At 63.8% G+C, this 24,717-nt stretch carries 17 protein-coding genes and 1 tRNA gene; 6 read left to right on the top strand and 12 right to left on the bottom strand.

Annotation, left to right across the window (positions count from 1 at the left end):
- Positions 1-60: 60 nt before the first annotated feature.
- Positions 61-1,317: a D-amino acid dehydrogenase gene (locus tag BGP02_RS05665; RefSeq protein ID WP_286798199.1), complete on the bottom strand. Its 1,257-nt coding sequence runs from the start codon at positions 1,315-1,317 to the stop codon at positions 61-63.
- 220 nt (positions 1,318-1,537) lie between these two features.
- Between BGP02_RS05665 and BGP02_RS05660 the strand changes: the two genes are divergently transcribed.
- Entirely contained in the window at positions 1,538-2,497 is a 960-nt protein-coding gene (locus tag BGP02_RS05660) for a LysR family transcriptional regulator (protein WP_017231798.1), read from the top strand.
- Between the two features lie 15 nt (positions 2,498-2,512).
- On the opposite strand, the gene BGP02_RS05655 is transcribed toward BGP02_RS05660, so the two are convergent.
- Entirely contained in the window at positions 2,513-3,124 is a 612-nt protein-coding gene (locus tag BGP02_RS05655) for a hypothetical protein (protein WP_017231799.1), read from the bottom strand.
- 75 nt (positions 3,125-3,199) lie between these two features.
- Positions 3,200-4,612 carry an ATP-dependent RNA helicase DbpA gene (gene dbpA, locus BGP02_RS05650; RefSeq protein WP_286798198.1) on the bottom strand — a complete coding sequence of 471 codons (1,413 nt, stop codon included), beginning with the start codon at positions 4,610-4,612 and terminating at the stop codon, positions 3,200-3,202.
- A 141-nt stretch (positions 4,613-4,753) separates the two neighbouring features.
- On the opposite strand from dbpA, the gene BGP02_RS05645 reads away from it, so the two are divergent.
- Positions 4,754-9,823: an NAD-glutamate dehydrogenase gene (locus tag BGP02_RS05645; protein WP_286798197.1), complete on the top strand. Its 5,070-nt coding sequence runs from the start codon at positions 4,754-4,756 to the stop codon at positions 9,821-9,823.
- Between the two features lie 236 nt (positions 9,824-10,059).
- Complete coding sequence (locus BGP02_RS05640; protein WP_268566620.1) at positions 10,060-11,280, top strand: MFS transporter; 1,221 nt, start codon at positions 10,060-10,062, stop codon at positions 11,278-11,280.
- Positions 11,281-11,295: 15 nt separating this feature from the next.
- Here BGP02_RS05640 and pdxR read toward each other — a convergent pair whose 3' ends face one another.
- On the bottom strand, positions 11,296-12,933 hold the full coding sequence (gene pdxR, locus BGP02_RS05635) for a MocR-like pyridoxine biosynthesis transcription factor PdxR (protein ID WP_286798196.1): 1,638 nt from the start codon (positions 12,931-12,933) through the stop codon (positions 11,296-11,298).
- A 96-nt stretch (positions 12,934-13,029) separates the two neighbouring features.
- Between pdxR and BGP02_RS05630 the strand changes: the two genes are divergently transcribed.
- Positions 13,030-13,755 carry a GNAT family N-acetyltransferase gene (locus BGP02_RS05630; RefSeq protein WP_286798195.1) on the top strand — a complete coding sequence of 242 codons (726 nt, stop codon included), beginning with the start codon at positions 13,030-13,032 and terminating at the stop codon, positions 13,753-13,755.
- A 72-nt stretch (positions 13,756-13,827) separates the two neighbouring features.
- Here BGP02_RS05630 and BGP02_RS05625 read toward each other — a convergent pair whose 3' ends face one another.
- The 3 genes from BGP02_RS05625 to BGP02_RS05615 all read right to left on the bottom strand — a co-directional run bounded on the left by BGP02_RS05625 (position 13,828) and on the right by BGP02_RS05615 (position 18,209).
- The gene (locus BGP02_RS05625) at positions 13,828-15,120 is read right to left on the bottom strand and encodes an NCS2 family permease (protein ID WP_017231806.1); all 1,293 of its coding nucleotides are present in this window, start codon (positions 15,118-15,120) and stop codon (positions 13,828-13,830) included.
- 91 nt (positions 15,121-15,211) lie between these two features.
- Positions 15,212-16,252, bottom strand: coding sequence for a porin (locus BGP02_RS05620; protein ID WP_268566618.1), 1,041 nt, complete (start codon positions 16,250-16,252; stop codon positions 15,212-15,214).
- Positions 16,253-17,369: 1,117 nt separating this feature from the next.
- Positions 17,370-18,209, bottom strand: a complete 840-nt coding sequence (locus BGP02_RS05615; RefSeq protein WP_286798194.1) for a metal-dependent hydrolase — start codon at positions 18,207-18,209, stop codon at positions 17,370-17,372.
- Positions 18,210-18,366: 157 nt separating this feature from the next.
- Here BGP02_RS05615 and BGP02_RS05610 point away from each other — a divergent pair, with 157 nt between their 5' ends.
- Positions 18,367-19,017, top strand: a complete 651-nt coding sequence (locus tag BGP02_RS05610; RefSeq protein WP_261938219.1) for a TetR/AcrR family transcriptional regulator — start codon at positions 18,367-18,369, stop codon at positions 19,015-19,017.
- 121 nt (positions 19,018-19,138) lie between these two features.
- On the opposite strand, the gene BGP02_RS05605 is transcribed toward BGP02_RS05610, so the two are convergent.
- From BGP02_RS05605 to BGP02_RS05585, 5 genes are all read right to left on the bottom strand, one after another.
- Positions 19,139-21,379 (bottom strand): NADP-dependent isocitrate dehydrogenase, encoded by a 2,241-nt coding sequence (locus tag BGP02_RS05605; protein ID WP_286798193.1) that lies wholly within the window; start codon positions 21,377-21,379, stop codon positions 19,139-19,141.
- A gap of 602 nt (positions 21,380-21,981) precedes the next feature.
- Positions 21,982-22,056 (bottom strand) — tRNA-Val (locus BGP02_RS05600).
- Positions 22,057-22,313: 257 nt separating this feature from the next.
- On the bottom strand, positions 22,314-23,054 hold the full coding sequence (gene dnaQ / locus BGP02_RS05595; protein ID WP_017231811.1) for a DNA polymerase III subunit epsilon: 741 nt from the start codon (positions 23,052-23,054) through the stop codon (positions 22,314-22,316).
- A gap of 112 nt (positions 23,055-23,166) precedes the next feature.
- Positions 23,167-23,616: a ribonuclease HI gene (gene rnhA / locus BGP02_RS05590; RefSeq protein ID WP_017231812.1), complete on the bottom strand. Its 450-nt coding sequence runs from the start codon at positions 23,614-23,616 to the stop codon at positions 23,167-23,169.
- A gap of 11 nt (positions 23,617-23,627) precedes the next feature.
- Positions 23,628-24,488 (bottom strand): methyltransferase domain-containing protein, encoded by an 861-nt coding sequence (locus BGP02_RS05585; RefSeq protein WP_017231813.1) that lies wholly within the window; start codon positions 24,486-24,488, stop codon positions 23,628-23,630.
- 59 nt (positions 24,489-24,547) lie between these two features.
- Between BGP02_RS05585 and BGP02_RS05580 the strand changes: the two genes are divergently transcribed.
- A partial coding sequence (locus BGP02_RS05580; RefSeq protein WP_502688466.1) for an MBL fold metallo-hydrolase occupies positions 24,548-24,717 on the top strand: 170 nt, incomplete at its 3' end.

The raw sequence follows: 24,717 nt of genomic DNA, 5'->3' as shown, positions 1-24,717 counted from the left end.
AACGCCCCGTGTCATGACGGCGATCGACCCGGGAGGCCGGCTATGTTCGATCAACGCGATTCACGCGGCCAGCCGGGCAAACCCTGCCAGATCGACCGCGGGACGCTTGCCGCCGATGGCATCGGCAATCACGCGCGCCGCGCCCATCGACAACGTGAAGCCCAATCCGCCATGGCCAACGTTCAGCCACAAATTGTCCAACGTATCCGCGCGCTGGAGGATCGGGCGGCCGTGCGGCGTGGCCGGTCGCATACCGGTCCATTCCAGCGGGGGCCCCTCGCCGGCCAATGCGGGAAACAACGCCGCCGAGAGCGTGCGCAGCGCCTGGATGCGCCGGGCCGCGATGCGATAGTCGTACCCCACGAGGTCGGCCATGCCCGCCACTCGCAGATGCTCGCCGAGGCTGGCGTAGACGACCTTGTTGTCGGCGTCCGTCACCGATACCTGCGGGCGCGCGTCGACCGGGGCGTGGCGATACGTCAGGCTGTAGCCCTTGAGCGGGTAAAGCGACACCGACTCACCGACCTTGTGCAGCAACGGCATCGCCGCCAGGCCGTTGGCGACGACACAGGCATCGACGGCCACGTCGCCCATGCGTGTGCGAATCGACCGCACCGTGCCGCCACGCACATCGAAGCCGGTCACTTCGCGTTCATACAGCAACTTGCCGTCGGCGTGCGCACCGACGATCCGCGCCAGTTCCATGCATAACGACTGGCAGTCCCCGGTGCCTTCGCCCGGCGTGTGAATGCCGCCGGCCAGCTCACCGGCGATCGTCGCCAGGGCGGGCTCCAGCATGGCGCATGTCGCGGCGTCGACCCGTCGCTGTGTGTAGCCAAGTCCGTTGGCCAGTTCGAGCGAGCGTTCGGCGGCGGCGAGCTTGTCCGCATCGCGGTACACCACGAGCTTGCCGCTCAGTCGGTAATCGAACGACACCGATTCCCGCGCCAGAAATTCCTGCATTACCGCGCGGCTGTGCAGGCCGAGCGAGAGCAAACGCAATGTGGAACTGGCGTTCGCCTGCGCATTGCAATGCTTGACGAATGCGATCGACCAGCGCCAGAAGTCCGGATCAAACGACGGCTTGATGCGTAGCGGCCCGGTGCGAGCGAACAGCAGCGAGGGCAACTGCGAAAGTACGCCGGGGGCGGCCAGTGGCGACACGTACCCGTAGCTCAGTTGGCCACCGTTGGCGAAACTTGTCGCCAGACCCGGACCGCGTCCGGCGTCGATGACCGTGACCGCATGGCCTGCGCGCAGCAGTTCATACGCGCTGGCGAGGCCCACGATGCCTGCCCCGATGACTCCAATATGCATAGCGATGAATGACAACCAAAAACGTCAGGGAATGCAAGGCGGGAAAATATTCGGCGTGGAGAGCGAGGCCTCGCGGCCGTGTTTTCCCCCTACCTTTGCTACGCAGTGTAGGGCGAGAAAATTCGGTAACCTATGCGGATTTGAGGCAGCATATGTCTTTTGGCTATAGGGTCGGCACCACCGCCGATCCGCTTTTCGCGACACGGGGACAACGTCAGGCATGAAATTGCGGCATATCGAGACGTTTCGCGCAGTGGTACTGACGGGCTCGGCCAGCGGCGCCGCGCAATTGCTCAACGTGTCGCAACCCGTCGTCTCGCGCGTCTTGCAACATGCCGAACAGCAACTCGGCTTCAAGCTGTTCGACCGCGTCAAGGGCCGACTCGTGCCGACGGCCGAAGCGCGTCGCCTCTATCCCGATGTCGAACGCATCTTCAGTGATCTGGAACGCCTGCGTACCACGTCGCGCAATCTACGCCAGCATGGCGTGGGTCATCTGCGCATTGCCGCGACACCGAGTCTTGCGCAGAGCCTGTTGCCTGCCGCCATCGAGCGCATGCGGCGCGCGCATCCAGACGTGGTCTTCGAACTCATTACGCACCACACGACCGAGATGATCACGGCGATCCTCACCTCGTCGGTCGACGTGGGCATCGTGTCGGCCCCGCCGATGGCGGCCGGCATTGTGAGCCGTCCGGTGGCGCAGGGGCATATTGTGCTGGCGGTGCCCGCGGCGTGGCCGAAGCTCTCGCGACGGGGGCCGGCCAGTGCCGATGCGCTCGCCGGGCGCGATCTCATCAAGCTGCACGATGACACGCCGCTCGGTGCCCTGATCAACGAGCGTCTGGAGCAGACCGAGTTGCTGCAGGACGCCGAAGTGATGGTGCAGACCTATTCGCTCGCGGCGGCGCTCGTTGAGCACGGTCTGGGCTACGCGCTGCTCGATCAATTCACGGCGGCCAGTGCCCATGAGCAGGCGCAGCGCCTGTATCGCGTGGCTCCGGCCATCGAATTTCCGGTAGAGATGTTGCGGCCGTCGCATGAACCCGAGTCGGTGCTTGCCGACACCCTGCGGCGGCATCTGGCGGACGTGGCCAGCGAACTCAGCACGCGAGCCGAGGCGTTGTGCGAAGGGCGTGAGATCGTTCTGGCGCCGGGAACGGACATCGACGAGCCGTAAGCGTGCCGGCAGGACTCACCGGCAGCCGGGCTCGCTCTTCACTTCGAAATAGGTAAACGGTTGCGGCTGGAGCTTACCGGCCAGCGACGGATAGTTCGCCTGCACGAAGCGCCGCGCGCCCGCCATGTCGAACTCGGTGCGCAGCCAGAGCTTGCCGTCGTGGCTATCGAGCATCAGGGTGCCCGCGTAGATCACATCGCCCCGCTGGACCTGCACCGTTGGCACCTTGCGGCCCTTGCAATAGCGAAAGCGATAACTCTTGTCGGCCGGCGTGAATTCCATCGGACCGAAGCGCTCGTTGCGCATGAGCGGCGAGACGCGCATCGCCACGAAGCCACGCGTCGGCGGATTGCTGTTGAGTGTGCGCGTGACCTTGCCGCCGACGATGCCATTCACTGTCTGTGAGAAGTCGGAGTAATTCCACGGCCCCCAGGTGCTTTGCAGTGGCGTGTCGAGGCCAACGATGACGATCGCGTACTCGTCGAGCGTGTCTTCGGTGAGGACAGGGTTGGGCGGCACGCCCTGGGTGCTGCAGGCCGTCAGCCAGCCTGCGGCAAGCGCGGCGAGCGCCGAGCATCGCGCACGGCGCGCGACGGGAGAGAACCACAGGGTACGCAGTGACCTCATTGCAGCCTCCTTGCCGCGCGCGGCGCGCAGGGGACGATCCGAAAACGGCGTCGGACGCCGGCGTCTGACCCGCCCTTAATCCTGCAGGAATCTTACCTTGACCTTGCGGCCTTTGACGCGGCCGTCGGACAACTTGCGCAACGCCACCGGGGCGATGTCGCGCTCCACCGCAATATACGTGAAGTTATCCAGAACGTTGATTTTTCCGATCTGGCTGGCGGCAAAGCCGGCTTCGCCGGTGAGGGCGCCGAGCACGTCGCCTGGGCGGATTTTGTCTTTCTTGCCGCCCAGCATCTGGAGCGTGACCATTGGCGGCAGCAGGTGCCCGCCGCCCGACGGCGTGAGTTCCTCGAGCTTGTGCCACGGCACGTCGTGGCCCAGCGCCGCTTCGAGGTTACCCACGCGGCCCATCTCGTTCATGCTTGCCAGGCTGAAGGCCCAGCCCGCTTCGTCGGCGCGGCCCGTGCGGCCGATGCGGTGCACATACACCTCGGGGTCGGGCGTCACATCGACGTTGATCACGGCTTCGAGTTGCGTGATGTCCAGCCCGCGAGCGGCCACGTCGGTGGCGACCAGCACCGAGCAACTGCGGTTCGCGAACTGGATCAGCACGAGGTCGCGCTCGCGCTGCTCCAGCTCGCCGTGCAGCGTCAGGGCGTGAAAACCTTCGGCGCGCAGCACGTCGGTCAGATCGCGGCATTGCGCTCGCGTATTACAGAACGCGATGGTGCTGACCGGCCGGAAATGATCGAGCAACTGGCCCACGGCGTGCAGACGTTCCTCTTCGCGCACTTCGTAGAAGCGTTGGCGAATCTTGCTGGCGTCGTGCTTCTCGGTCAGACGAATTTCGCGCGGCGTGCGCAGCAGGCGTTGAGCGAGCTTCGCAATGCCCTCCGGGTAGGTGGCGGAGAAGAGCAGCGTCTGGCGCGAGGCGGGCGTTTGACGCGCGACCGTGGCGATGTCGTCGAAAAAGCCCATGTCGAGCATGCGATCGGCTTCGTCGAGCACCAACGTCTTGATCCCGGCGAGCGAGAGCGTGCCGCGCTCCAGGTGATCCATGATGCGGCCCGGCGTGCCGACGACCACGTGCGCGCCGTGGGCGAGGCTTTCCGCCTGCGGACGCAGCGGTGCGCCGCCGCACAGCGTCAGGATCTTGATGTTGTCTTCGGCGCGCGCGATGCGTCGCACTTCCTGCGCCACCTGCTCGGCGAGTTCTCGCGTGGGGCAGAGCACGGCGGCCTGCACCGCGAAATCGCGGGCATCGACGCGCTGGAGCAGGCCGAGCGAGAATGCGGCGGTCTTGCCGCTGCCGGTCTTGGCCTGGGCGATGAGGTCGTGCCCGGCGAGCATATCGGGGAGCGACGCCTGCTGAATGGGCGTCATCGAGACGTAACCCAGCCGTGCGAGGTTCTCCTGCATGGCAGGCGAGAGCGGCAGGCTCGAGAAGGGGGCGCTGTCGGTGCGCGAATCGGTGGCTTTTGAGTTCATGCGCAATTATACCGGGCCGACCGGGGCCGCCGGGGTGGGCGCCGACGCGGGGTTAGGGATCGCGCCGTTGCCAGTCCGGGGCCGCCGGGCGTAGCATGGCTTTGCTTGTCGATGTCTCGTCCATTCCTGCAGAGGTTGCCCATGCCTGTGAATCCGGAAGAGAAAGTCCGCCAGCATATGGCGGAAGTCGTCGCGATGGCCCGTGAGCGTGCGCCCGACGTGGTCGCGCTGTTCGAGCCCTTCGTGCGGCATTACTACGGTCTGGCCGATGCCGAGGACGTTGTCTCGCGCAGTGTCGACGACCTGTATGGCGCGGCGATGGCGCATTGGCAACTCGGCCAGAAGTTCGTCAGCGGCGAGCCACGCATCCGCATCTACAACCCCACGCTCGATCAGCATGGTTGGCATTGCAGCCATACGGTCGTCGAGATCGTCAACGACGACATGCCGTTTCTCGTCGATTCGGTGACGATGGAGATCAACCGGCAGGGGCTCGCACTGCACTCCGCGTTTCACCCGGTCTATCGCATCAAGCGCGACGGCGCGGGCAAGCGCCTCGCCGTGTCGCCGGGCGGTGGCCTTGGGCAGCCGGTGTCCGCGGGCGAGCGAGTGACGGGCGATAACGGTGATGGCGGCGATAGCGGCACTAAAGGGGCGAACGGCGTGAACGGCGTGAACGGCGGCGACGTCGGGGCGCTGCTGGCGTCGGGCGCGACGGCGCAACGGGCGGGCGATGCGAGCGCCGACGGCGGCCGCTTCGAGTCGTATATCCACATCGAAGTCGACCGTTTTTCCGAGCCGGACCGCATTCAGGCACTGGCTGACGGATTGCAGCGCGTGCTTGGCGATGTACGCGCGGCGGTCGAAGACTGGCGCGCGATGCAGGCGGCCGCGCATGCGGCCATCGAGTCCCTTCGGCAGCGGGCCGAACAAACGAGCGTGAGCCCGCCGGAGCGTGTGGAGATTGACGAAGCGCAGGCGTTTCTCGACTGGATGCTTGCCCGGCATTTCACGTTCCTCGGTTATCGCGATTACGCGCTGGTCGTGCGCGACGGCGAGCACTACCTGCAAGGCGTGGCGGGCACGGGGCTTGGCGTATTGCGCGAGGCCCGCCGCGATGCCAGCACCCCCGACGAGACGCGCCTGTCGCCCGGGGCCATTGGCGTGGCCCAGACGAGTACGCCGATCTTTTTGACCAAGGCCAATTCGCGGGCGAGCGTCCATCGTCCCGGCTATCTCGATTACGTAGGCGTCAAATGCTTCGATGCGCAGGGGCGCGTGTGCGGTGAGCGGCGCTTCCTCGGGCTTTACACGTCGAACGTCTACATGGTGCCCGCCGACGAAATTCCGCTCGTACGACGCAAGGTCGCCGAAGTGATCGGGCGCACGGGCTTCCTGCCCAACGGGCATCTGGCCAAGACGCTCGCGACGATCCTCGAACAATATCCGCGCGACGAACTTTTTCAGATCGACGTCGATCCCCTGGCCAATATCGCGCTGGGCATTCTGCGACTGCAGGAGCGCCAGCGCACGCGCCTGTTCGTGCGGCGCGACCGCTTCGATCGCTTTGTATCGTGCCTCGTCTTCGTGCCGCGCGAGAAGTTCAACACCGATCTGCGCGTCCGCGTGCAGAACTTGTTGCAGGCGGCGTATCACGGGACCAGTGTTGAATTCACGCCGCAGCTCTCCGAGTCGATGCTCGCGCGCATTCACATCACCGTGCGGACCGAGCCGGGCAATGTGCCGGATGTCGATGTCAACGATCTGGAAGCGCGCATCGTCGAGGCGACCCGCCGGTGGCAGGACGATCTGTCCGACGCGCTGCGCGAGCAGTTTGGCGAAGAGCGCGGCACGCGCGCACTGCGGCGGTACGCGCAGGCGTTCCCCGCGGCGTATCGAGAAGATTACGCCGCGCGCATGGCGGTGCGCGACGTCGAGTTGATCGAGCCGCTGCTGAGCGTCGGACACGCGGTGCCGGTCGAGGCTTCCGACGCCACGCCGCTGGCCATGCAGCTCTACCGGCCGCTGGAGGCCGCGCCCGGCACGCTGCGCTTCAAGATCTATCAGGCGGGCGAGCCCATCGCGCTCTCGCGCAGCCTGCCGATGCTCGAACACCTCGGTGTGCGCGTCAACGACGAGCGCCCCTATCGGATCGAACCGGCCGACACCGGCGTTGTCTGGATGCACGACTTCGGCATGACCAGCCTCGACGGCGCGGATGTCGACCTGGAGAATGCCCGCCTGCGCTTCGAGGAGGCGTTCGCGCGCATCTGGGCGGGCGACGTCGAGAACGACGACCTCAACCGGCTGGTCTTGCGCGCCGGACTGACGTGGCGCGAAGTCCGCATTTTGCGCGCCTACGCGAAGTACATCCGCCAGGTGGGGTCGACCTTCAGCAATGCGTATATCGAGAATGCGCTGACCGGAAATCCGTCGATTTCGGGCATGCTCGTGCGGTTGTTCCTGGCCCGCTTCGATCCGGGGCTGGCGGCACCGGATCGCGCATCGCAGGCGGAGCGGCTACGGGCGCAAATTCACGCGGCGCTCGAAGACGTTCCCAACCTCGACGAGGATCGCATTCTGCGTCAGTTCCTTGGCGTGCTCGAAGCGACCTTGCGCACCAATTACTTCCAGACGGGCAAGGACGGCGTGACGCAGAAGCGCTATCTGTCGTTCAAGTTCGATCCGTCGAAGGTGCCGGGTCTGCCCGAGCCGAAGCCGATGTTCGAGATATGGGTGTATTCGCCGCGCGTGGAGGGCGTGCATTTGCGAGGAGGGCGTGTGGCGCGTGGTGGCTTGCGCTGGTCGGATCGCCGCGAAGACTTCCGCACCGAGGTGCTGGGTCTCGTCAAGGCGCAGATGGTGAAAAACACCGTCATCGTGCCGGTCGGCTCGAAGGGCGGGTTCGTGGTGAAGCAACCGCCATCGCCAGGCGACCGGGATGCCTATCTGGCCGAGGGGGTGGCGTGCTACCAGACATTCCTGCGCGGGCTGCTGGATCTGACCGACAACTACGTCGACGGTCAACTGGTGCCCCCGTCGCAGACCGTGCGTATCGACGGCGACGATCCGTATCTCGTCGTCGCAGCCGACAAAGGGACGGCGACTTTTTCCGATTACGCCAACGCCATTTCGGCGGAGTACGGATTCTGGCTCGGCGATGCCTTTGCGTCCGGCGGCTCGGTCGGCTACGACCACAAGAAGATGGCCATCACGGCGCGCGGCGCGTGGGAGTCCGTCAAGCGGCATTTCAGCGAGATGGGCGTCGACACCCAGACGCAGGACTTCACCGTGGTGGGTATCGGCGATATGTCGGGCGATGTCTTCGGCAACGGCATGTTGCTCTCGAAACACATCCGGCTGGTGGCCGCGTTCGACCATCGGCACATCTTCCTCGACCCCACGCCCGATGCTGCAACGTCGTTTGCCGAGCGCGAGCGCCTGTTCCAACTGCCGCGTTCCAGCTGGGCCGACTACGACACACGGTTGATTTCGGCGGGCGGCGGCGTGTTCCCGCGCACGGCCAAAGCCATTGTGCTCTCTGCGCCGGTGAGGGAACTGATCGGCACCGAGGCCACGGAGATGGCGCCGAACGACCTGTTGCGGGCGTTGTTGAAAGCGCCGGTCGATCTGCTGTACAACGGCGGCATTGGCACGTACGTCAAAGCGAGCACCGAGACGCATGCGCAGGTGGGCGATCGTGCCAACGACGGCTTGCGCGTGAATGGCGCGGAACTGCGTTGCAAGGTCGTGGCCGAGGGCGGCAACCTTGGGCTGACGCAGCTCGGGCGCATCGAGTACGCGCAGCATGGCGGTCGCATCAATACCGATGCCATCGACAATTCGGCCGGTGTCGATTGTTCCGATCACGAGGTCAACATCAAGATTCTTCTGGGCCTGGTGGTGACGGACGGCGAGATGACACTGAAGCAGCGCAACACGTTGCTCGCGGAGATGACCGAGGAAGTCGGCATTCTTGTGTTGCGCGACAACTATTTGCAGACGCAGGCGCTCTCACTGGGCCGGTTGCGAGCGGTGGCGTCGCTCGACGACGAGACGCGCTTCATGCGGTACCTGGAGCGGGCACAGCGGCTCTCGCGCACCATCGAGTTCCTGCCCGACGACGAAACACTTGACGCGCGGCGTGCGTCCGGCGCGGGGCTGACCTCCCCCGAACGCGCGGTCCTCATGGCCTACAGCAAGATGTGGCTCTACGACCTGCTGCTGGCAAGCGATCTGCCCGACGCCGATTTCGTTGCCGACGAATTGCCGTCGTACTTTCCCAAGCCGCTCGCGAGCCGATGCGGCGCGGCGATGTTGCGTCATCCGCTCAAGCGGGAAATTCTCGCGACGATGCAGGCCAATGCGCTCGTCAACCGGGCGGGGGTCACGTTCGTGCATCGACTGAGCGAGGAAACTGGCGCTGAGCCGGCCGACGTCGTGCGGGCCAGTCTGGCGGCACGCGGGGCCTACGACCTCGACACGTTGTGGGACGAGATCGATGCGCTTGACGCGCGCGTCTCGCACGAAACGCAGGCCTCGCTCTTTGCCGCGATTGCGCAGTGGCACGAACACGCCACCCTATGGTTCTTGCGGCGGCGTGTGGCCGACGTGCCGCAGACGCTCGAGCGTCTGCGCGCTGTGCTCACGCCCATCCTGCCGACACTGGACACGCTGGTCAGCGGCGCGGCCGCCGATGACGCGCGGGCCAGATGCCAGACCATGATCGATGCGGGCGTGCCGCCGTTGCTTGCACAAACGGCCGCGGGCGTCGGCGCGCGGGTGGCGTTGCTCGACATTGCCGAAGTGGCGAGCAGCAGCGGGTGCGAACCGTCGCTGGCCGCGCAGGTGTATTTCGCCCTCGACGCACCGCTTGGCTACGCTTGGCTCCAGGCGGGGGTGCTCGGCCTGCCGATGCAGACGCACTGGCAGCGCCTCGCGCGGGCCACCTTGCTCGAAGAATTGTCGGTATTGCGGCGACGCCTGACGGCGAGCGTGCTGGCGGGCGGCGAGGCGGTGCTTGATCCAGTGCATGCCGGCGAGCCAGCCGACCCAAGCCCGGCGGGCAAGCGCGTCGCCCACTGGGAGACGTTGCATGCAGACGCGCTCGCGCGCTACCACCGTGTGCTGGCCGACCAGGTCGCGGCCGGTAACGCCGACCTGGCCATGTTGTCGGTGAGCCTGAAAGCGTTGGCGGAAGTCGACCGCTGAGCCGAGCAGGACGGTCGCCCCCGAGCGCCGTGGGGGGCGTCCGCGCCGCGGCTGGCGAATACGCGACGGGCTGTCGTCGAAAGCCGTCGCGGGGGCATTTTTAAGCGTTTACACAAAAGTCACGAAACCGCGTATGATCCGGGAAAACCCTAGGATTGAGTTGACCTGCGCGGATGCTTGCCCGTCGCGCGGGGTGGCGCGTCCTGGGGTTTCGTCGATTCCTGAACTCCTGCGCAATGCCCAACGACACCCGCCCTGCGAACCCACCGTTCGCCACGACGCTGCAGATCGTCTCCACCGTGTTCTTCACGTTCCTCTGCTATCTGACGATCGGATTGCCGCTCGCGGTGTTGCCGTCGTTCGTGCATGTCGATCTCGCATACAGTTCGGTCATTGCCGGCTTGGCCATCAGCGTTCAGTACCTTGCGACGCTGCTCTCGCGTCCTTACGCCGGGCGGACTGCCGACGCCTGGGGCCCGAAACGCACCGTGTTGTGCGGACTGGTGGCTTGCGGTGCCTCCGGGTTGCTCGTGGCCTTGGGCGGTGTGTTTTCCGGCGTGCCATGGTTGGCGCTCCTCACGCTGATCCTTGGACGTCTTGTGCTTGGCTTTGGTGAGAGCTGGGTGTCGACGGGCGCGATCATGTGGGGCATCGGCCAGGTGGGTCCGTCGCACACTGCACGCGTCATCTCATGGAACGGCGTGGCAACCTACGGCGCGCTTGCGCTGGGCGCGCCGCTTGGCGTTGCACTCGACAATGCGTATGGCATCCAAGTACTTGGCGCGGCGATCGCGCTGGCGGGCGTCGCTGGCCTGCTGCTCGCGCGCATGAAGCGTGCGACGCCGGTTATCCATGGAGAACGTCTCGCATTCCGCGCCGTGCTCGGTCGCGTGTTGCCGTTCGGCATGGGGCTTGCGCTGGGCTCCATCGGTTTTGGTGCCATCTCCACGTTCATCACGCTTTACTACGCAAGCCATCACTGGGACAACGCTGCACTGGCGTTGACCGCGTTCGGCGTGTGCTTCATGGGCGTACGACTGCTCTTCGGCAGCAGCATCGGGCGCTTCGGCGGCTACCGTGTGGCCATGATGTCATTCACGCTCGAGGCCTTCGGCCTGATCGTGCTCGGGATCGCGCCTACGGGATTCACGGCGTTGCTCGGCGCGGCGCTCTCCGGCGCGGGGTTCTCGCTCGTGTTCCCGTCGTTGGGCGTGGCGGCCGTCAATCTGGTTCCTGCACAGAACCGGGGTGCGGCACTGGGGGCGTACTCCGTCTTCCTCGATGTTGCGCTTGGCGTGACCGGACCGGTGGCGGGCCTGATCGTCGGGGCATACGGCTACGCCGAGGTCTACCTGTGTGCATCAGTGGCTGCGGTGGCGGCCGTCTTGCTCACGCTATGGATGGCGCGAGCCGAGCAGGCGCGCGACGCCGACAAGAAAGTCGTACAGACGGCGTAATCGCTGACGGCGGGGTCAGTCGGTCGCCACCGTCTCCAACGTCGCCCGCTGCTGCGCCGCGACAATCGCGGCGAGCCGCTGGATCAGGCCCGGGATGCGTGCCGCGTCCGTATCGCCGTAGCCGATCACCAGACCGTTATCCGTGGGGTGTGGATCGAGTGCAAAGCTCGATAGGGCGCGGGGGCCGATGCCTTCGCGCTGCGCGGCGGTCACGATCGCCTTGTCCGGGAATGCGGGATCGAGCCGCACCGTCAGGTGCAGGCCGCAGCGCTCGCCAATCACCGCATACGCCGGGTCGAAGTGGGTGGCCAGCGCGTTGCGCAAAGCCGTCTGACGTTCCCGATACAGCCGTCGCATGCGACCCAGATGCCGTGCAAACTGGCCGCTGCGGATGAATTCCGCCAGTGCCAGTTGTTCGAAGCGATGCCCGCCGCGCAAGAGTTCGTCGAGGGCGTCGCGGGCTTGCGCGGCGAGCGCGGTCGGCAGAATCAGAAAGCCCAGGCGCAGCGCGGGAAACATCGTCTTGCTGAACGTCCCCACATAGACAACGGGGGCGTCGGCCACCATCCCCTGCATGGCGGCGATCGGTTCGCCTTGATGGCGAAACTCGCTGTCGTAATCATCTTCCAGAATCCAGGCGCCGTGACGCCGCGCCTGCGCGATCAGATCGAGGCGGCGCGAGGCCGACAGCACGCTGCCGAGCGGATACTGATGCGACGGCGTGACATACACCAGTCGTGGCGGCGAGCGTTCCCACTGTCCTTCCGGAATCACGATCCCCTCATCGTCGACGCGCAGCGCGTGAAGGCGAACATCGGCCGAATGGAAAGCGGCCTTCGCACCGCGATAGCCTGGGTCTTCCATCCACACCGTATCGCCGGGATCCGTGAGCAGGCGGACGCAGAGAATCAGCGCCTCGTGGGCGCCTTCCGTGATCACGACTTGCGACGCATCGCAACGCACGCCGCGCGAGATCCGCAAGTGTGCGGCAATGGCGTCTCGCAGCGCGGGTTCGCCGAGGGGATCGCCGTAGTGATAGTGGCGGGGTTGGGCTTCACGCATGACGCGTTCGAGCGTGCGTCGCCAGGTACTGGTGGGAAAGTGGGTGAGTGCGGGAACCCCGGGCGTAAACGGCAGGGGCGACTCGTCGGCGCGGGCGGCGTGGCGCGTCGCGGGCAAGCGTTGGATGCGGCGCGAGGCGAGTGGTGTTGGGGGACCGTCGGGGGCGCTGGGGGGCGTCGCCACCGGGTCATTGGCTTTCGGCGTCTTGGCGCTGGCGGTATGTGCGGCTTTGGCGGCGAAGAGGGGATCGAGAGGGAGTTGGGCGACGCGGGTACCGAGCCGGTGGGGCACGATAAAGCCTTCGGCGGCCAGTTGGTCGTAGACGATCGAGACCGTGTTGCGTGAAATGGCGAGATCTTCGGCGAGCGTGCGCGAGGCGGGCAGACGGGCGCCGGCGGGCAAACGACCTTCGAGAATGGCGTGTTTGAGGCGGGAGAGGAGTTGTTTTTGAAGCGAGGTGCCAGCGCGCCCGGGGCCGGTCGTCAGGGGGCTGTCGAACAGTGCGGCGACGTTCTCCGGAGCAGGATCGGGAGTGCCGGGACGGGGCGCCGGTCTGGCTTGCCGAGCGGTGGAGTGAGCGTGTGGCACCATGAGATTCTCAAAGAGTGGTGCTTTTCATCATACCACTGAGGCGATACTTTAGACGTCATGACTTGCGTGTTGCGCCAACTTCCGGAGATGAGCGAGATGACTGACGCCCCGAATTTCAACGAATACGACCAGCCGATCGGTGCAGCGCTGCCGGACTGGAAGTCGAGAGCGCAGCCGCCGCGTGCGCCGATCGATGGGCGTTACTGCCGGATCGAGCCGATCGACGTGGAGCGTCACGCGAAGGACCTGTACGAGGCGTATGCCAGCGCCGCGGACGGTCGCGACTGGACATACATGAGTGGGGGGCCGTTTCCGGATTTCGACAGCTACTACGCGTACGCGACCAGGATGGCGGCGTCCAGCGACCCGTTGCATTACGCGATCATCGATCGGGAGACGGGGCGGGCGGTGGGGACATTGGCGCTCATGCGCATCGACGCGGTGAACGGCGTGATTGAAGTCGGGCACGTGGCGTACTCGCCGTTGCTCAAGCGCACGCGTGCTGGCACGGAGGCGCAATACTTGCTGATGCGTCGGGCGTTCGACGAGTTGGGGTATCGCCGATATGAGTGGAAATGCGACGCGCTCAATGCCCCGTCGCGGCGGGCGGCGGCACGTTACGGGTTCACGTTCGAGGGCATATTCCGTCAGGCGATCGTCTACCGGGGTCGTAGTCGCGACACGGCGTGGTTCTCGATCACGGATGGCGAATGGCCGGCCATCAGTCGGGGGTTCGAACAATGGCTTTCGCTGGAGAACTTTGACGCACAGGGCCGCCAGCGCACGGGGCTAGCCGAATTGATTTCGGCGGCGAGGGCGTGAGCCTCGGGTAGAAACAAACGGCCCGCCGGGGATGCTCCGGCGGGCCGTCACGCTATCGGGACATCGTCTCGATCAGCTCGGGAAGAACACGTACTTCAGTACGAAGAGCACGGCGATCACCCAGGCGGCCGGGTGGACATCCTTCGCGCGGCCCGTGAAGAGCTTGAGCACGGCGTACGAGATGAAGCCGAATGCCAGACCGGTGGCGATCGAATACGTGAACGGCATGGCGAGGGCGGTCAGGGCGGCCGGGGTGGCTTCCGTGATGTCGTCCCACTCCACGTCGAGCAGCTCGCGCAGCATCAACCCGGCCACATAGAGCAATGCCGGTGCGGCCGCGTAGGCGGGCACCGAACCGGCCAGCGGCGCAATGAACAGGGCGAGGATGAAGAGCGCGGCAATCGTGAGCGCGGTGAGGCCGGTGCGTCCGCCCGCCTGCACACCCGAGGCGCTTTCCACGTAGGCCGTCGTGCTGCTCGTGCCCAACAGCGAACCGAAGAAAATCGCAATCGAATCGGCGAAGAGCGCGCGGCCGAGGCCCTTGTAGTGCGTACCTTCGAGCAGGCCGGCTCGCTTTGCCACGCCCATCAGCGTGCCCGTTGCGTCAAACACTTCCACCAGCACGAAGGCCAGAATGACGTGAACGAAGCCTGCATGCAATGCGCCCGGGATGTCGAGTTTGAGGAACGTCGGGGCGAGGCTCGGCGGCATGGCGAAAACGCCCTGGAACTGATTCAGTCCCAACACCATCGAGAGCACCGTCACGGCCAGAATACCGATCAGGATCGCGCCGCGAACGCGCAGGGCGTCGAGCACGGCAATCAGGAAGAAGCCGAAAATCGCGAGCAGGGCTTGCGGGGCGTGGAGATCGCCCAGGCCGATCTTCGTTGCCGGATTGGCGACGACCACGCCGGCGTTACCGAGCGCGATGATGGCGAGGAACAGACCGATACCGGCGGCGATGGCGCATCGCAACGATTTGGGTACCCCGGCAATCAGCCAGGAGCGTATGCCCGTCACCGTCAGAATGATGAACAAACAGCCTGAGATGAACACTGCCCCCAGGGCTTGCTGCCACGAGTAGCCCATCGCGCCCACGACCGTGAAGGCGAAGAAGGCGTTCAGCCCCATGCCCGGCGCCATACCGATCGGGTAGTTGGCGATGAAGGCCATTACCACCGAGCCGATCGCGGCTGCGAGACAGGTCGCCACGAACACGGCGCTCTTGTCCATGCCCGTTGTGCCGAGAATATTGGGGTTGACGAAGATGATGTACGACATGGTCAGGAAGGTCGTGAGACCTGCCACCATTTCGGTGCGTACGTTGGAGCCATGCTCCTGGAGTTTGAAGAATTTTGTCAGCAACGTGCTCTCCTTGTGCCTTTGTTATGCCGTTGTCCGTGTGCAGCGGGGGCGCGCGCATTGTACTGTGCGCGAGTCCGTGCAGCGGAGTTTCTCAGAACTTGGTTCGCATGCCCAGCCCAAAAGTATTCCCGGCCTCCAGCCCGGATACCTTGTCGTTCAGGTAGGCCACATACAGATCGGTGCGCTTCGAGACGTTGTAGTCATAACCGACGGCCCAGGTATTTCGGCTGACGTCGTTCTGGCCAGAATTCTTCGTATAGGCGTACGACGCGATCGCGCTGCCTGCGCCGAGCGGCACCGACACCCCGAACTGAGCGCCGTTCGACGTCAGATTGCCCCCGGTGATCGTGTTCTTGATGTACTGATATTGCCCGTAGAATTTGACGACGTGAAAATCGTAAGTCAGGCCAGCCTGGAGCGCTTGCTGATTGCGAAAGCCGGTGATGCCGGCCTGATCGTCGGGCGTCGAATCGAACTTCACTTGCTGATACGCGAGCGTGGCGGCGAGCGGGCCGTGAAAATACATCGCGGCGGCGCTCCACTTGTTCTGCCCGGTCTCGCCGGCTTTGTTGCCGAAGGCATAAGACACGCTGGCCCCGAGCCCCTTGTAATCCGGCGTGGCGTACATCACGGCGTTGTTCCATCCCGAATCACCGACGATGCCTTGGCCGGCGAGGCCGAGGAACGTGTGATAGACCATCGGGCTGAACGTATACGAGTCAACGAAGGGGTTGAACAGAATCGTCGAGACGAAATACGACGTGGTAAGTCGGCCCATCGTGACCGTACCGAGCGTATTCGACTGTAGGCCGACGTAGGCATTCCGGGAGAAGAAGCTGTCGCCGGTGAAGCGTCCGTAATGTCCGGTTTGCGGCAGGAAGAAGTCCTCCAGCGCAAAGATCGCCTTGAGACCGTCGCCGAGATCTTCCGTGCCCTTCATCCCCCAGTACGACGTGGACATTCCGCCGCCGGCCTGCGTCCAGGCGCGTTCGCCGCCGGGCGTTTTGACCGCGCCGGCCCAGGCGTCGACCTGACCGTAAAGCGATACGTTCGATTGCGCGTGGGCGACGCCCGCGGCTCCGCAAACCGCGAGGGCAAGCGCGCCCCGCAGCCAACCTGCTGCCTTGCTCATGACTGTGTCTCCGTCTCGTTTTGATTTATGCGTGCCTCTGAACTTCGCTTCTCACCGAAGGGTGCAAGGGGGCACGCCTGAGTCATTGACACACTGACTTCACGTTGCGCGGGTATCGGTGCTGCTTTGAGGTGTGATTATTATTATCAAGATGCCGCTTGTGGCATATCACTCGGCGTTGATACTCGGTATTCCGTTGTTGGGGTGACGCTTGACCCTCGCATCCCTCTGCGGTCGGCCGCCGGGCCGGTACCCGTTTTCGTCGCTCCACGAAATTCGCTTTGGAAAACGGGTACCGGCCCGACGACTCGAAACACGCCAATCCATCGTCGCAACCTCCCCATCCACCCACCCCGCCACCATCACCACCCCCACCGGCCCGACGACACCGCCGCTTCATGCGCGCAGGCTCTCGCCGACCGTCCCCACGTGCTGCGCATCTGCTGGTGACGGTCGGCGAGACCCTCGACATCCCATCAGTCCCTCGCCTCGCCCAGTCCACAACGGCCGTGGCTACCGACGACGCTGCAACACCATGCGTCCAACCAGCCCATGCATCAATTCGCGACAACATCGCAATACCCGGTGCGATCAAGTGTTTCGGCGTGGGCCTAATCAGGGAGAGAAGCAGCGCGCGGCGACGACATCACGGTACCTGGCGTGGCCAAGTGTTTCAGAGTGAGCCTACTCAGGGCGAGAAAAAACTCACGACGAAGACATCACGATGCGGGCGTGGCGAAGTGCTCCGGATGCGTCCAGATGGCGCGTGAAACATTTCGCGAAGAAGTCACGAAACCGGGCATAGGGAAGTGCTTGGGGGATGGCGAGGCTCTCGACGATCGTCACCAGCAGGTGCGTAGCACGTGGGGACGGTCGGCGAGAGCCTGGGCGCATGAGAAGACGGTGTCATCGTGACGACGAGGTGGGGGAATGCGGCGAGGTAGGGGCGTGGGGGAGGGGGCGACGATGTGTGGGTGCGTTTCGAGCTGTCGGGCCGGTGCCCGTTTTCCAAAGCGAATTTCGTGGAGCGACGAAAACGGGCACCGGCCCGGCGGCCGACCGCAGAGGGAGGCGAGGGTCAAGCGCCAAGCAGCACGAACAAAGCGTCGAGCAAAAATCAGCGAACCGCCCGCCAATTGGCCTGATGCGCCGTCAGCCACTTTTCGGCGAGCGAAGGATCGCCGTGCCGGTTCGGATGAAACGAAGGCGCGAGGTACTTGAGCATTGGCCCGGTGCTACGCCAGACGACCCCGTCGCGCCCGAAGAACATCGTGGTGAAACCCCACCACGTGCGGGGCTTGAAGAGGGTGCCGTCATGCCAGAGGTTATTGATCGTCTGCGCGTGGCTCTCTACTGCGAACATGAACAGCACGTAGAGATACGTGAGAACGCGTTGCCGTTCGCTGCCGCCGAGTGCGCGATAGAGATCGAACGCTACAGCCTTGTGTTCCGTTTCCTCGGCCGCGTGCCAGCGCCACATCAGGCGCATCTTCGGTTCGGCCTTCGCGAGCCAACGGTCGTAGCGAAGGGCCCCGTCGCCGAATACCGCCGTGCAGTGCTCGTAGGCGGCCGTCACGGCCAGCATGTACATTGGCGAGAGCTTGCGGCGGCGCGCCCACTGAATGCGTGTCGTCGCCCAGTCCTCCCAGTGATTGACCAGTCCCTGCTTCGCCAATTGTGCGTTGTACTGACCATGCAGGTGCCGATGCGTCGCTTCCTGTCCGATGAACTGGGCGATGTCTGCCCGAAGCGTGTCGTAGCTCGCATCGGCGGGCAGGCGATCCATCGTGTCGCGCACCGAGTCGATGAACGATTGCTCGCCCACCGGGAAGCTCATCGACAGCGCGTTGTAATACATGGTGCGATAGGCATCGCCGCTGTGCCAATGACGCGCGAAGCCATCGGCCAGATCGACAGTCAGTTTGCGTACGGTCAGGGCAGAAATGTCGTGGCTCATGGTGTCTTGCCTCTGCGGCGATGTTGAGGGATTCGCAGCGCCGACGCGGCGCGGCAAGCGCGTTCCGTTGCGGTCTCTTGAGTTTTGCGGCGAATGTGAGCATTATTCATTTTTCAGGCGCTTTGCCGCAACTCGCTTCCCGCTCAGGTTTTTCAAAATGGCCACACCCAAGCCGCCCGCGACCCAGAACACCCCGTCCGCCATGCGAAAGCGGCCGATGCAGGCACGGGCGCAACACACCGTCGAGACCATTTTTGAGGCTACCGCTCAGGTTCTCGACGAAGAAGGCGAGGCGGCGCTCACAACCAATCGCATCGCCCGCAAGGCAGGCTTCTCCATCGGTACCCTGTACCAGTACTTCCCGACCAAGGAGGCGATTCTGCTCGCGATGATCGCGCGCGAACGGCGTCGGGTGATGGACGAACTCAACGAGCGCATCGCCCGAGCGGCGGACGAGGGGGCCGACCCGGAACGCGTGATTCGCGAGCGGCTGCGGGTGCTTATCGAAGCTTTCGGCGCAGGCGGGCGCGTGAAACGCTCGCTCATCAAGATGGCGTGGCAACTCGATCACCACGAGAACATCATGCAAGCCATGCGCGAGGCGGCCGAACATATCGCTGTCGCCATGTCGCGGCGCGACGCGCCCGAAATGCGTCCACCCACCGCCGCCACCGTCTTCGTGCTCACGCGGGCCGTCATGGGCACGCTGCGCTCGGCCGCGCTGGAAGATTCCCCCTTGCTTGGCACTCCCGAGTTCGAGGACGAGCTTTACCGGTTGTGCTGGGGGCTGTTGCGCGCGGACGGCTAAGGCTACGGGTGCCCGTGTTGAAGAAGGCAACAAAAAAGCTGGCATCTGCCAGCTTTTTTGTGGGGACTACCGGGCGATCCTTGATGATCGCCCGTCGTTCGGCCCGGACGTTACTTCTTCATTACGCCTTCGCGACGCTTTCCAATGCAGCGTTGAACGTCTTGCTCGGACGCATGACCTGCTCGAGCTTCTCGAAGTCCGGCTTGTAGTAGCCGCCGATATCCGCCGGCTTACCCTGCACGTCGGCGAATTCGCCCACGATGGCCTTCTCGTTCTCGGTCAGTTGCTTGGCGAGCGATACGAAGTGCTTGGCCAGATCGGCGTCGTCGTTCTGCTCGGCCAATTCCTGCGCCCAGTACATCGCCAGATAGAACTGGCTGCCGCGGTTGTCCAGCTGGCCGGTCTTCGGCGACGGACCCTTGCTGTTGTCGAGTAGCTTGCCGGTGGCAGCATCGAGCGTCTTGGCGAGGATCTTGGCGCGCTGGTTGCCCGTCTTGATGCCCAGGTCTTCCAGCGAGACTGCCAGTGCCAGGAATTCACCCAGCGAGTCCCAGCGCAAGTGGTTCTCTTCCACCAGTTGCTTGACGTGCTTAGGTGCCGAGCCGCCGGCACCCGTTTCGTACATGCCGCCACCGGCCATCAGCGGCACGATCGACAGCATCTTGGCGCTGGTGCCCAGTTCCATGATCGGGAACAGGTCGGTCAGGTAGTCGCGCAGAATGTTGCCGGTCACCGAGATGGTGTCCAGACCGCGAATCACGCGCTCGAGCGTGTAACGCATGGCGCGCACTTGCGACATGATCTGGATGTCGAGACCGTTGGTGTCGTAATCCTTCAGGTACGTTTCAACCTTCTTGATCAGCTCGGCTTCGTGCGGGCGGTACGGGTCGAGCCAGAACACGGCCGGCATGCCCGAATTGCGCACGCGGTTCACGGCGAGCTTCACCCAGTCACGGATCGGCGCGTCCTTGACCTGGCACATACGCCAGATGTCGCCGGCTTCCACGTTCTGCGAGAGCAGCACTTCGCCCGTGGCGATGTCGACGATGTTCGCCACGCCGTCTTCGGCGATTTCGAAGGTCTTGTCGTGTGAGCCGTACTCTTCCGCTTTCTGAGCCATCAGGCCGACGTTCGGCACCGTACCCATGGTAGTCGGGTCGAAGTTGCCGTTGGTCTTGCAGAAGTTGATGATTTCCTGATAGATGCGCGCGAACGTGCTCTCCGGGATCACGGCCTTCGTGTCCTTCGGACGGCCGTCGGCACCCCACATCTTGCCGCCGATACGGATCATGGCCGGCATCGAGGCGTCGACGATCACGTCGTTCGGCGCGTGCAGATTCGAAATACCCTTGGCGGAGTCGACCATCGCCAGTTCCGGGCGATGCTCGTGGCAAGCATGCAGGTCGCGGATGATCTCTTCACGCTGCGTGCTCGGCAGCGATTCGATCTTCTCGTACAGATTCACGAGGCCGTTGTTGACGTTCACGCCCAGTTCGTCGAACAGCTTGCCGTGCTTTTCGAAAGCTTCCTTGTAGAAGATCTTCACGGCGTGGCCGAACACGATCGGGTGCGAGACCTTCATCATGGTGGCCTTCACGTGCAGCGAGAGCATCACGCCGGTCTTGCGCGCGTCTTCCATCTGCTCTTCATAGAAGTCGCACAGCGCCTTCTTGCTCATGAACATGCTGTCGATGATTTCGCCGTCGAGCAGCGCGACCTTCGGCTTGAGCACGATCGTCTTGCCGCTCTTGGTGACGAGTTCCATCTTGACGTCACGGGCACGGTCGAGCGTCATCGACTTTTCGCCGTGGTAGAAGTCGCCATGCTTCATGTGCGCCACGTGCGTGCGCGAAGCCATGCTCCACTCGCCCATGCTGTGGGGGTGCTTCTTGGCGTAGTTCTTGACGGCGAGCGGGGCGCGACGATCCGAGTTGCCTTCGCGCAGCACCGGGTTGACGGCCGAACCGAGGCACTTCGAGTAACGCTTCTGGATGGCTTTCTCTTCGTCGGACTTCGGGTCTTCCGGAAAGTCCGGCACCTTGTAGCCCTTCGATTGCAGTTCCTTGATCGCGCTCTGGAGCTGGAACACCGACGCGCTGATGTTCGGCAGCTTGATGATGTTCGTATCCGGATCTTGCGTCAGACGGCCCAGCTCGGCGAGGTTATCCGGCACGCGCTGGTCGTCCGTCAGAAATTCGGGGAATTCTCCGAGGATACGAGCCGCGACCGAGATGTCGCTCGTCTCGACCGACACGCCCGCCGGTGCCGTGAACGTACGAATGATCGGGAGGAAAGCGCTGGTGGCCAGAAGCGGTGCTTCGTCGGTCAGGGTGTAGATGATGCTGGGTTGCTGCGTACTCATCGCTGGTCTCGGATTCAAGAAGCAGGGAACGGTGGGGGAGCGCTGCCGACTGGGGTAACAGTCAGCTAGCCATGACGAATTTTTCCGATTGTGACACGGGTCGGGGGCAAAACTGAAATGCCTTTTCGTAATGTGAATGCTTTAGTCTTATATAAGACTGGCACTGAAGCGCCCATGATGTCGTGGAAAACCCCGTAGGACGGGGCACGGCTCACCGAAGCCTGGGTCATGAAGCGAGCGGAAAAGCGATTAATTCAGATTGTTCTTCATTTTCAATAGGTAAAATCTATTGAAAATGAGTGCGGCATGGACTCGGTAGCGCGAGATTCCGTGAGGCGTGCGTGCCGGTTATTCGCATTTCCCCGAGAGAACGAGGGCCTCAGCCTTTCGTGGCTGGAGACATGCCCATGCGACAAGTCCATGAACTACGCGCGTCCAAGTCTGAAATATGCGGGGGGAAGGGCGGACGCGGTTGCGAGCAGAGAGATGTGGGCGCTTTGTCGCCAATAGGATGACGGTCACGCGCCGGGCATTGTGTATTGGCGTATTCAATTCGGACGCCCAATGCAAAAAGGGCCGACGCATCGTCGGCCCTTCGAATCTGGTGGGTGGTACAGGGATTGAACCTGTGACCCCTGCCGTGTGAAGGCAGTGCTCTACCGCTGAGCTAACCACCCAAATCATTAACTAAATCAATGATTTAGTGCTGATTGCTGAAGCTTTTGTTTCGCAATCAGGAGCAGAACTTTAACTGTTTTCGTAGAAGCCTGCAACTTTTCTTTTGTTCTTTTTTGCTGCCGCCGTGACGATATCTCTCGATCACTTCACGCCGTTTCTCGCGATGACTCGCAAGCAGCAAAGACCGCAATTATAGGGATGTTTTTCGTGCTTGGGAAGGCCTTCGTGCGAATTTTCCGTGTGGTTCGTTGCGAACTCACGCCGTTTGTGCCGTGTCGCCTTCCGGGGGCGCCGGTTCGATACGCCATACGCACGTCCCCTTCATCCCCTTGTCGATGTCGTTCAGCACACCGGCATGCTGAGCGACCTCGTCATCTGCTGCCGCGATTACGGGAAGATCGAACTGGCGCAACGAAATCTTTTCGCGCTGGGTGCCCACATCGCCCCCGTCGCCATCGCCGATCTCGATGACGAGACTCTCCTGGCCGCGCGTCATGGCGAGGTACACGTCGGCGAGCAATTCCGCGTCGAGCAAGGCGCCGTGCAGCGTACGGTGCGCGTTGTTCACGCCGAGACGCTCACAGAGGGCGTCCAGCGAATTGCGTCGACCGGGGAACATCTCCCGGGCACGCAGCAGCGTGTCGATCAGACTCGAGCAATGCTGCATGAACGGCGGCCAGCCGAGGCGGGCGAATTCCATATCCAGGAAGCCCAGGTCGAACGCCGCGTTGTGAATAATGATTTCGGCGTCGCGGCAGTACTCGCGCAACTCTTCCGCAATCTCGGCGAATTTGGGTTTGTCGGAAAGGAATTCGGTGGTGAGTCCGTGCACCGCCAATGCGCCCGGATCGCTGTCGCGCTCGGGGTTGATATAGAAGTGCAGGTTGTTGCCGGTCAGGCGGCGATTGACCAGTTCGACGCAACCGATTTCCAGCAGACGGTCCCCCGTCTTCGCATTCAGGCCGGTGGTTTCGGTATCGAGGATCAGTTGTCGCATGCTGTTCGTTGAATCTAGTGTGCTTCGTGTGCTTTCGGAATTGACGCGCCGCGGGTCATGACCCCTCACGCAATGCGCGGATACTGCTCAAGCCGCGGCGATGGCCACCGGCTCACTGGCCGCGACGCAGGCTCTCAACGCCTCGGTTGGCCAACTGGTCGGCGGCTTCGTTGCCGTCGTGGCCGGCATGACCTTTCACCCAACGCCAGTCGATCTCGTGTTTCTGCGAGACGGCGTCGAGTGTCTGCCACAGGTCGGCGTTCTTCACCGGCGCCTTGGCGGCGGTTTTCCAGCCACGGGCCTTCCAGCCGTGAATCCACTCGCTGATGCCTTTCTGCACATACTGCGAGTCGGTGTGCAGCACCACGCTGCAGGGCTTGTTCAGGGCTTCGAGCGCGCGAATGACGGCCAGAAGCTCCATGCGGTTGTTGGTCGTGTTGGCTTCGCCGCCGAACATTTCCTTGCGGTGTTTGCCCGCGACGAGCAGGGCGCCCCAGCCGCCGGGGCCAGGATTGCCTTTGCAGGCACCGTCGGTGTAAATCTCAACTTGCGGCAAGGTCATCTCTCAAACGATCAATCGGGCGCGTCGGCCGCTTCCGCCATCTGGCGATGCGTGGTGTTGGGGGTTGCCACGGGGGCCGCCGCCGGCTGGAGGCCGAGTATACGCTTGCGCACTTTGCCGACCAAGCGCATGCCTCGCACGCGCTTGACCGCGCGCACCGCATAGAGTGCCCCGAAAATTGGCCACCAACGGTCGCCGGCCGGTTCCATGAACTCGAAGCGCTGCAGCCAGTGCTCGCCGCGCAGGGGCGGGCGGTAGCAGCCGAAGCGGCCGCGATCGATGTCGAAAGAGAGCAGCTTGAGCCAGTCCTTCAGACGCGTGAAGGCGATGAGATCGGCGCCAGGCGGCAGGAACGGCGTGCCGGCGAGTCGTCCCAGCTCTTCGCGCGCACCCCACAGGCTCAGATTATTGAAGCCGGTGATGATGACCTGTCCCTCGGGCACGAGTATGCGTTCGACCTCGCGCAGGATGTCGTGCGGATTCTCGGCAAACTCGAGCACGTGCGGCAGGACCACGAGATCGGTGCTCGCCGTGGCGATAGGCAACTCGTCGAAGCGGCTCACGAGGATGTCGCGTGGGATCATGTCGGCCGCGCCCGCGTGGCACGACGGCGTGCCACTGGTTGTATCGCTGGCGGCCTTGGTCACGAGCGGCGAGGCGTCGGGGCCGCGCGCAGCCGTCAGGACGAGACCGCGATAAGGCATGCGGTTCTCGCGCAGGGTATCCAGTTCGGGGCGGCCAAGTTGCAGCGCGTGATAGCCGAACAGATCCCCGACCCATTGGTCGAAAAGGGCCTGTTCCCATGCGAGCGCGTAGCGGCCTGGTGGTGAGACGAGCCAGAGGGGCCAGTCTATAATCGGACGTTCTGACATGGTGGCGAGTATATATGGATGCGCACGCAGATGCGGTAAGTGAGGCGTCGGCCGGAACAATGACCGTCTTTCCCGTCCCCGCGTTCCAGGACAATTATCTCTGGGTCGTTGATAACGGCAAAGATGCCGTGGTGGTCGACCCGGGCGACGCCGCGCCGGTGCTCGCCTATCTCGAATCGCGTAATCTCACGCTGCGCGCCATTCTCATCACGCACAAACATGCCGATCA

Source organism: Pandoraea sp. 64-18, assembly GCF_001899225.1.
Classification (GTDB): Bacteria; Pseudomonadota; Gammaproteobacteria; order Burkholderiales; family Burkholderiaceae; genus Pandoraea; species Pandoraea cepalis.
This window is presented reverse-complemented; position numbering and strand designations above follow the sequence as displayed.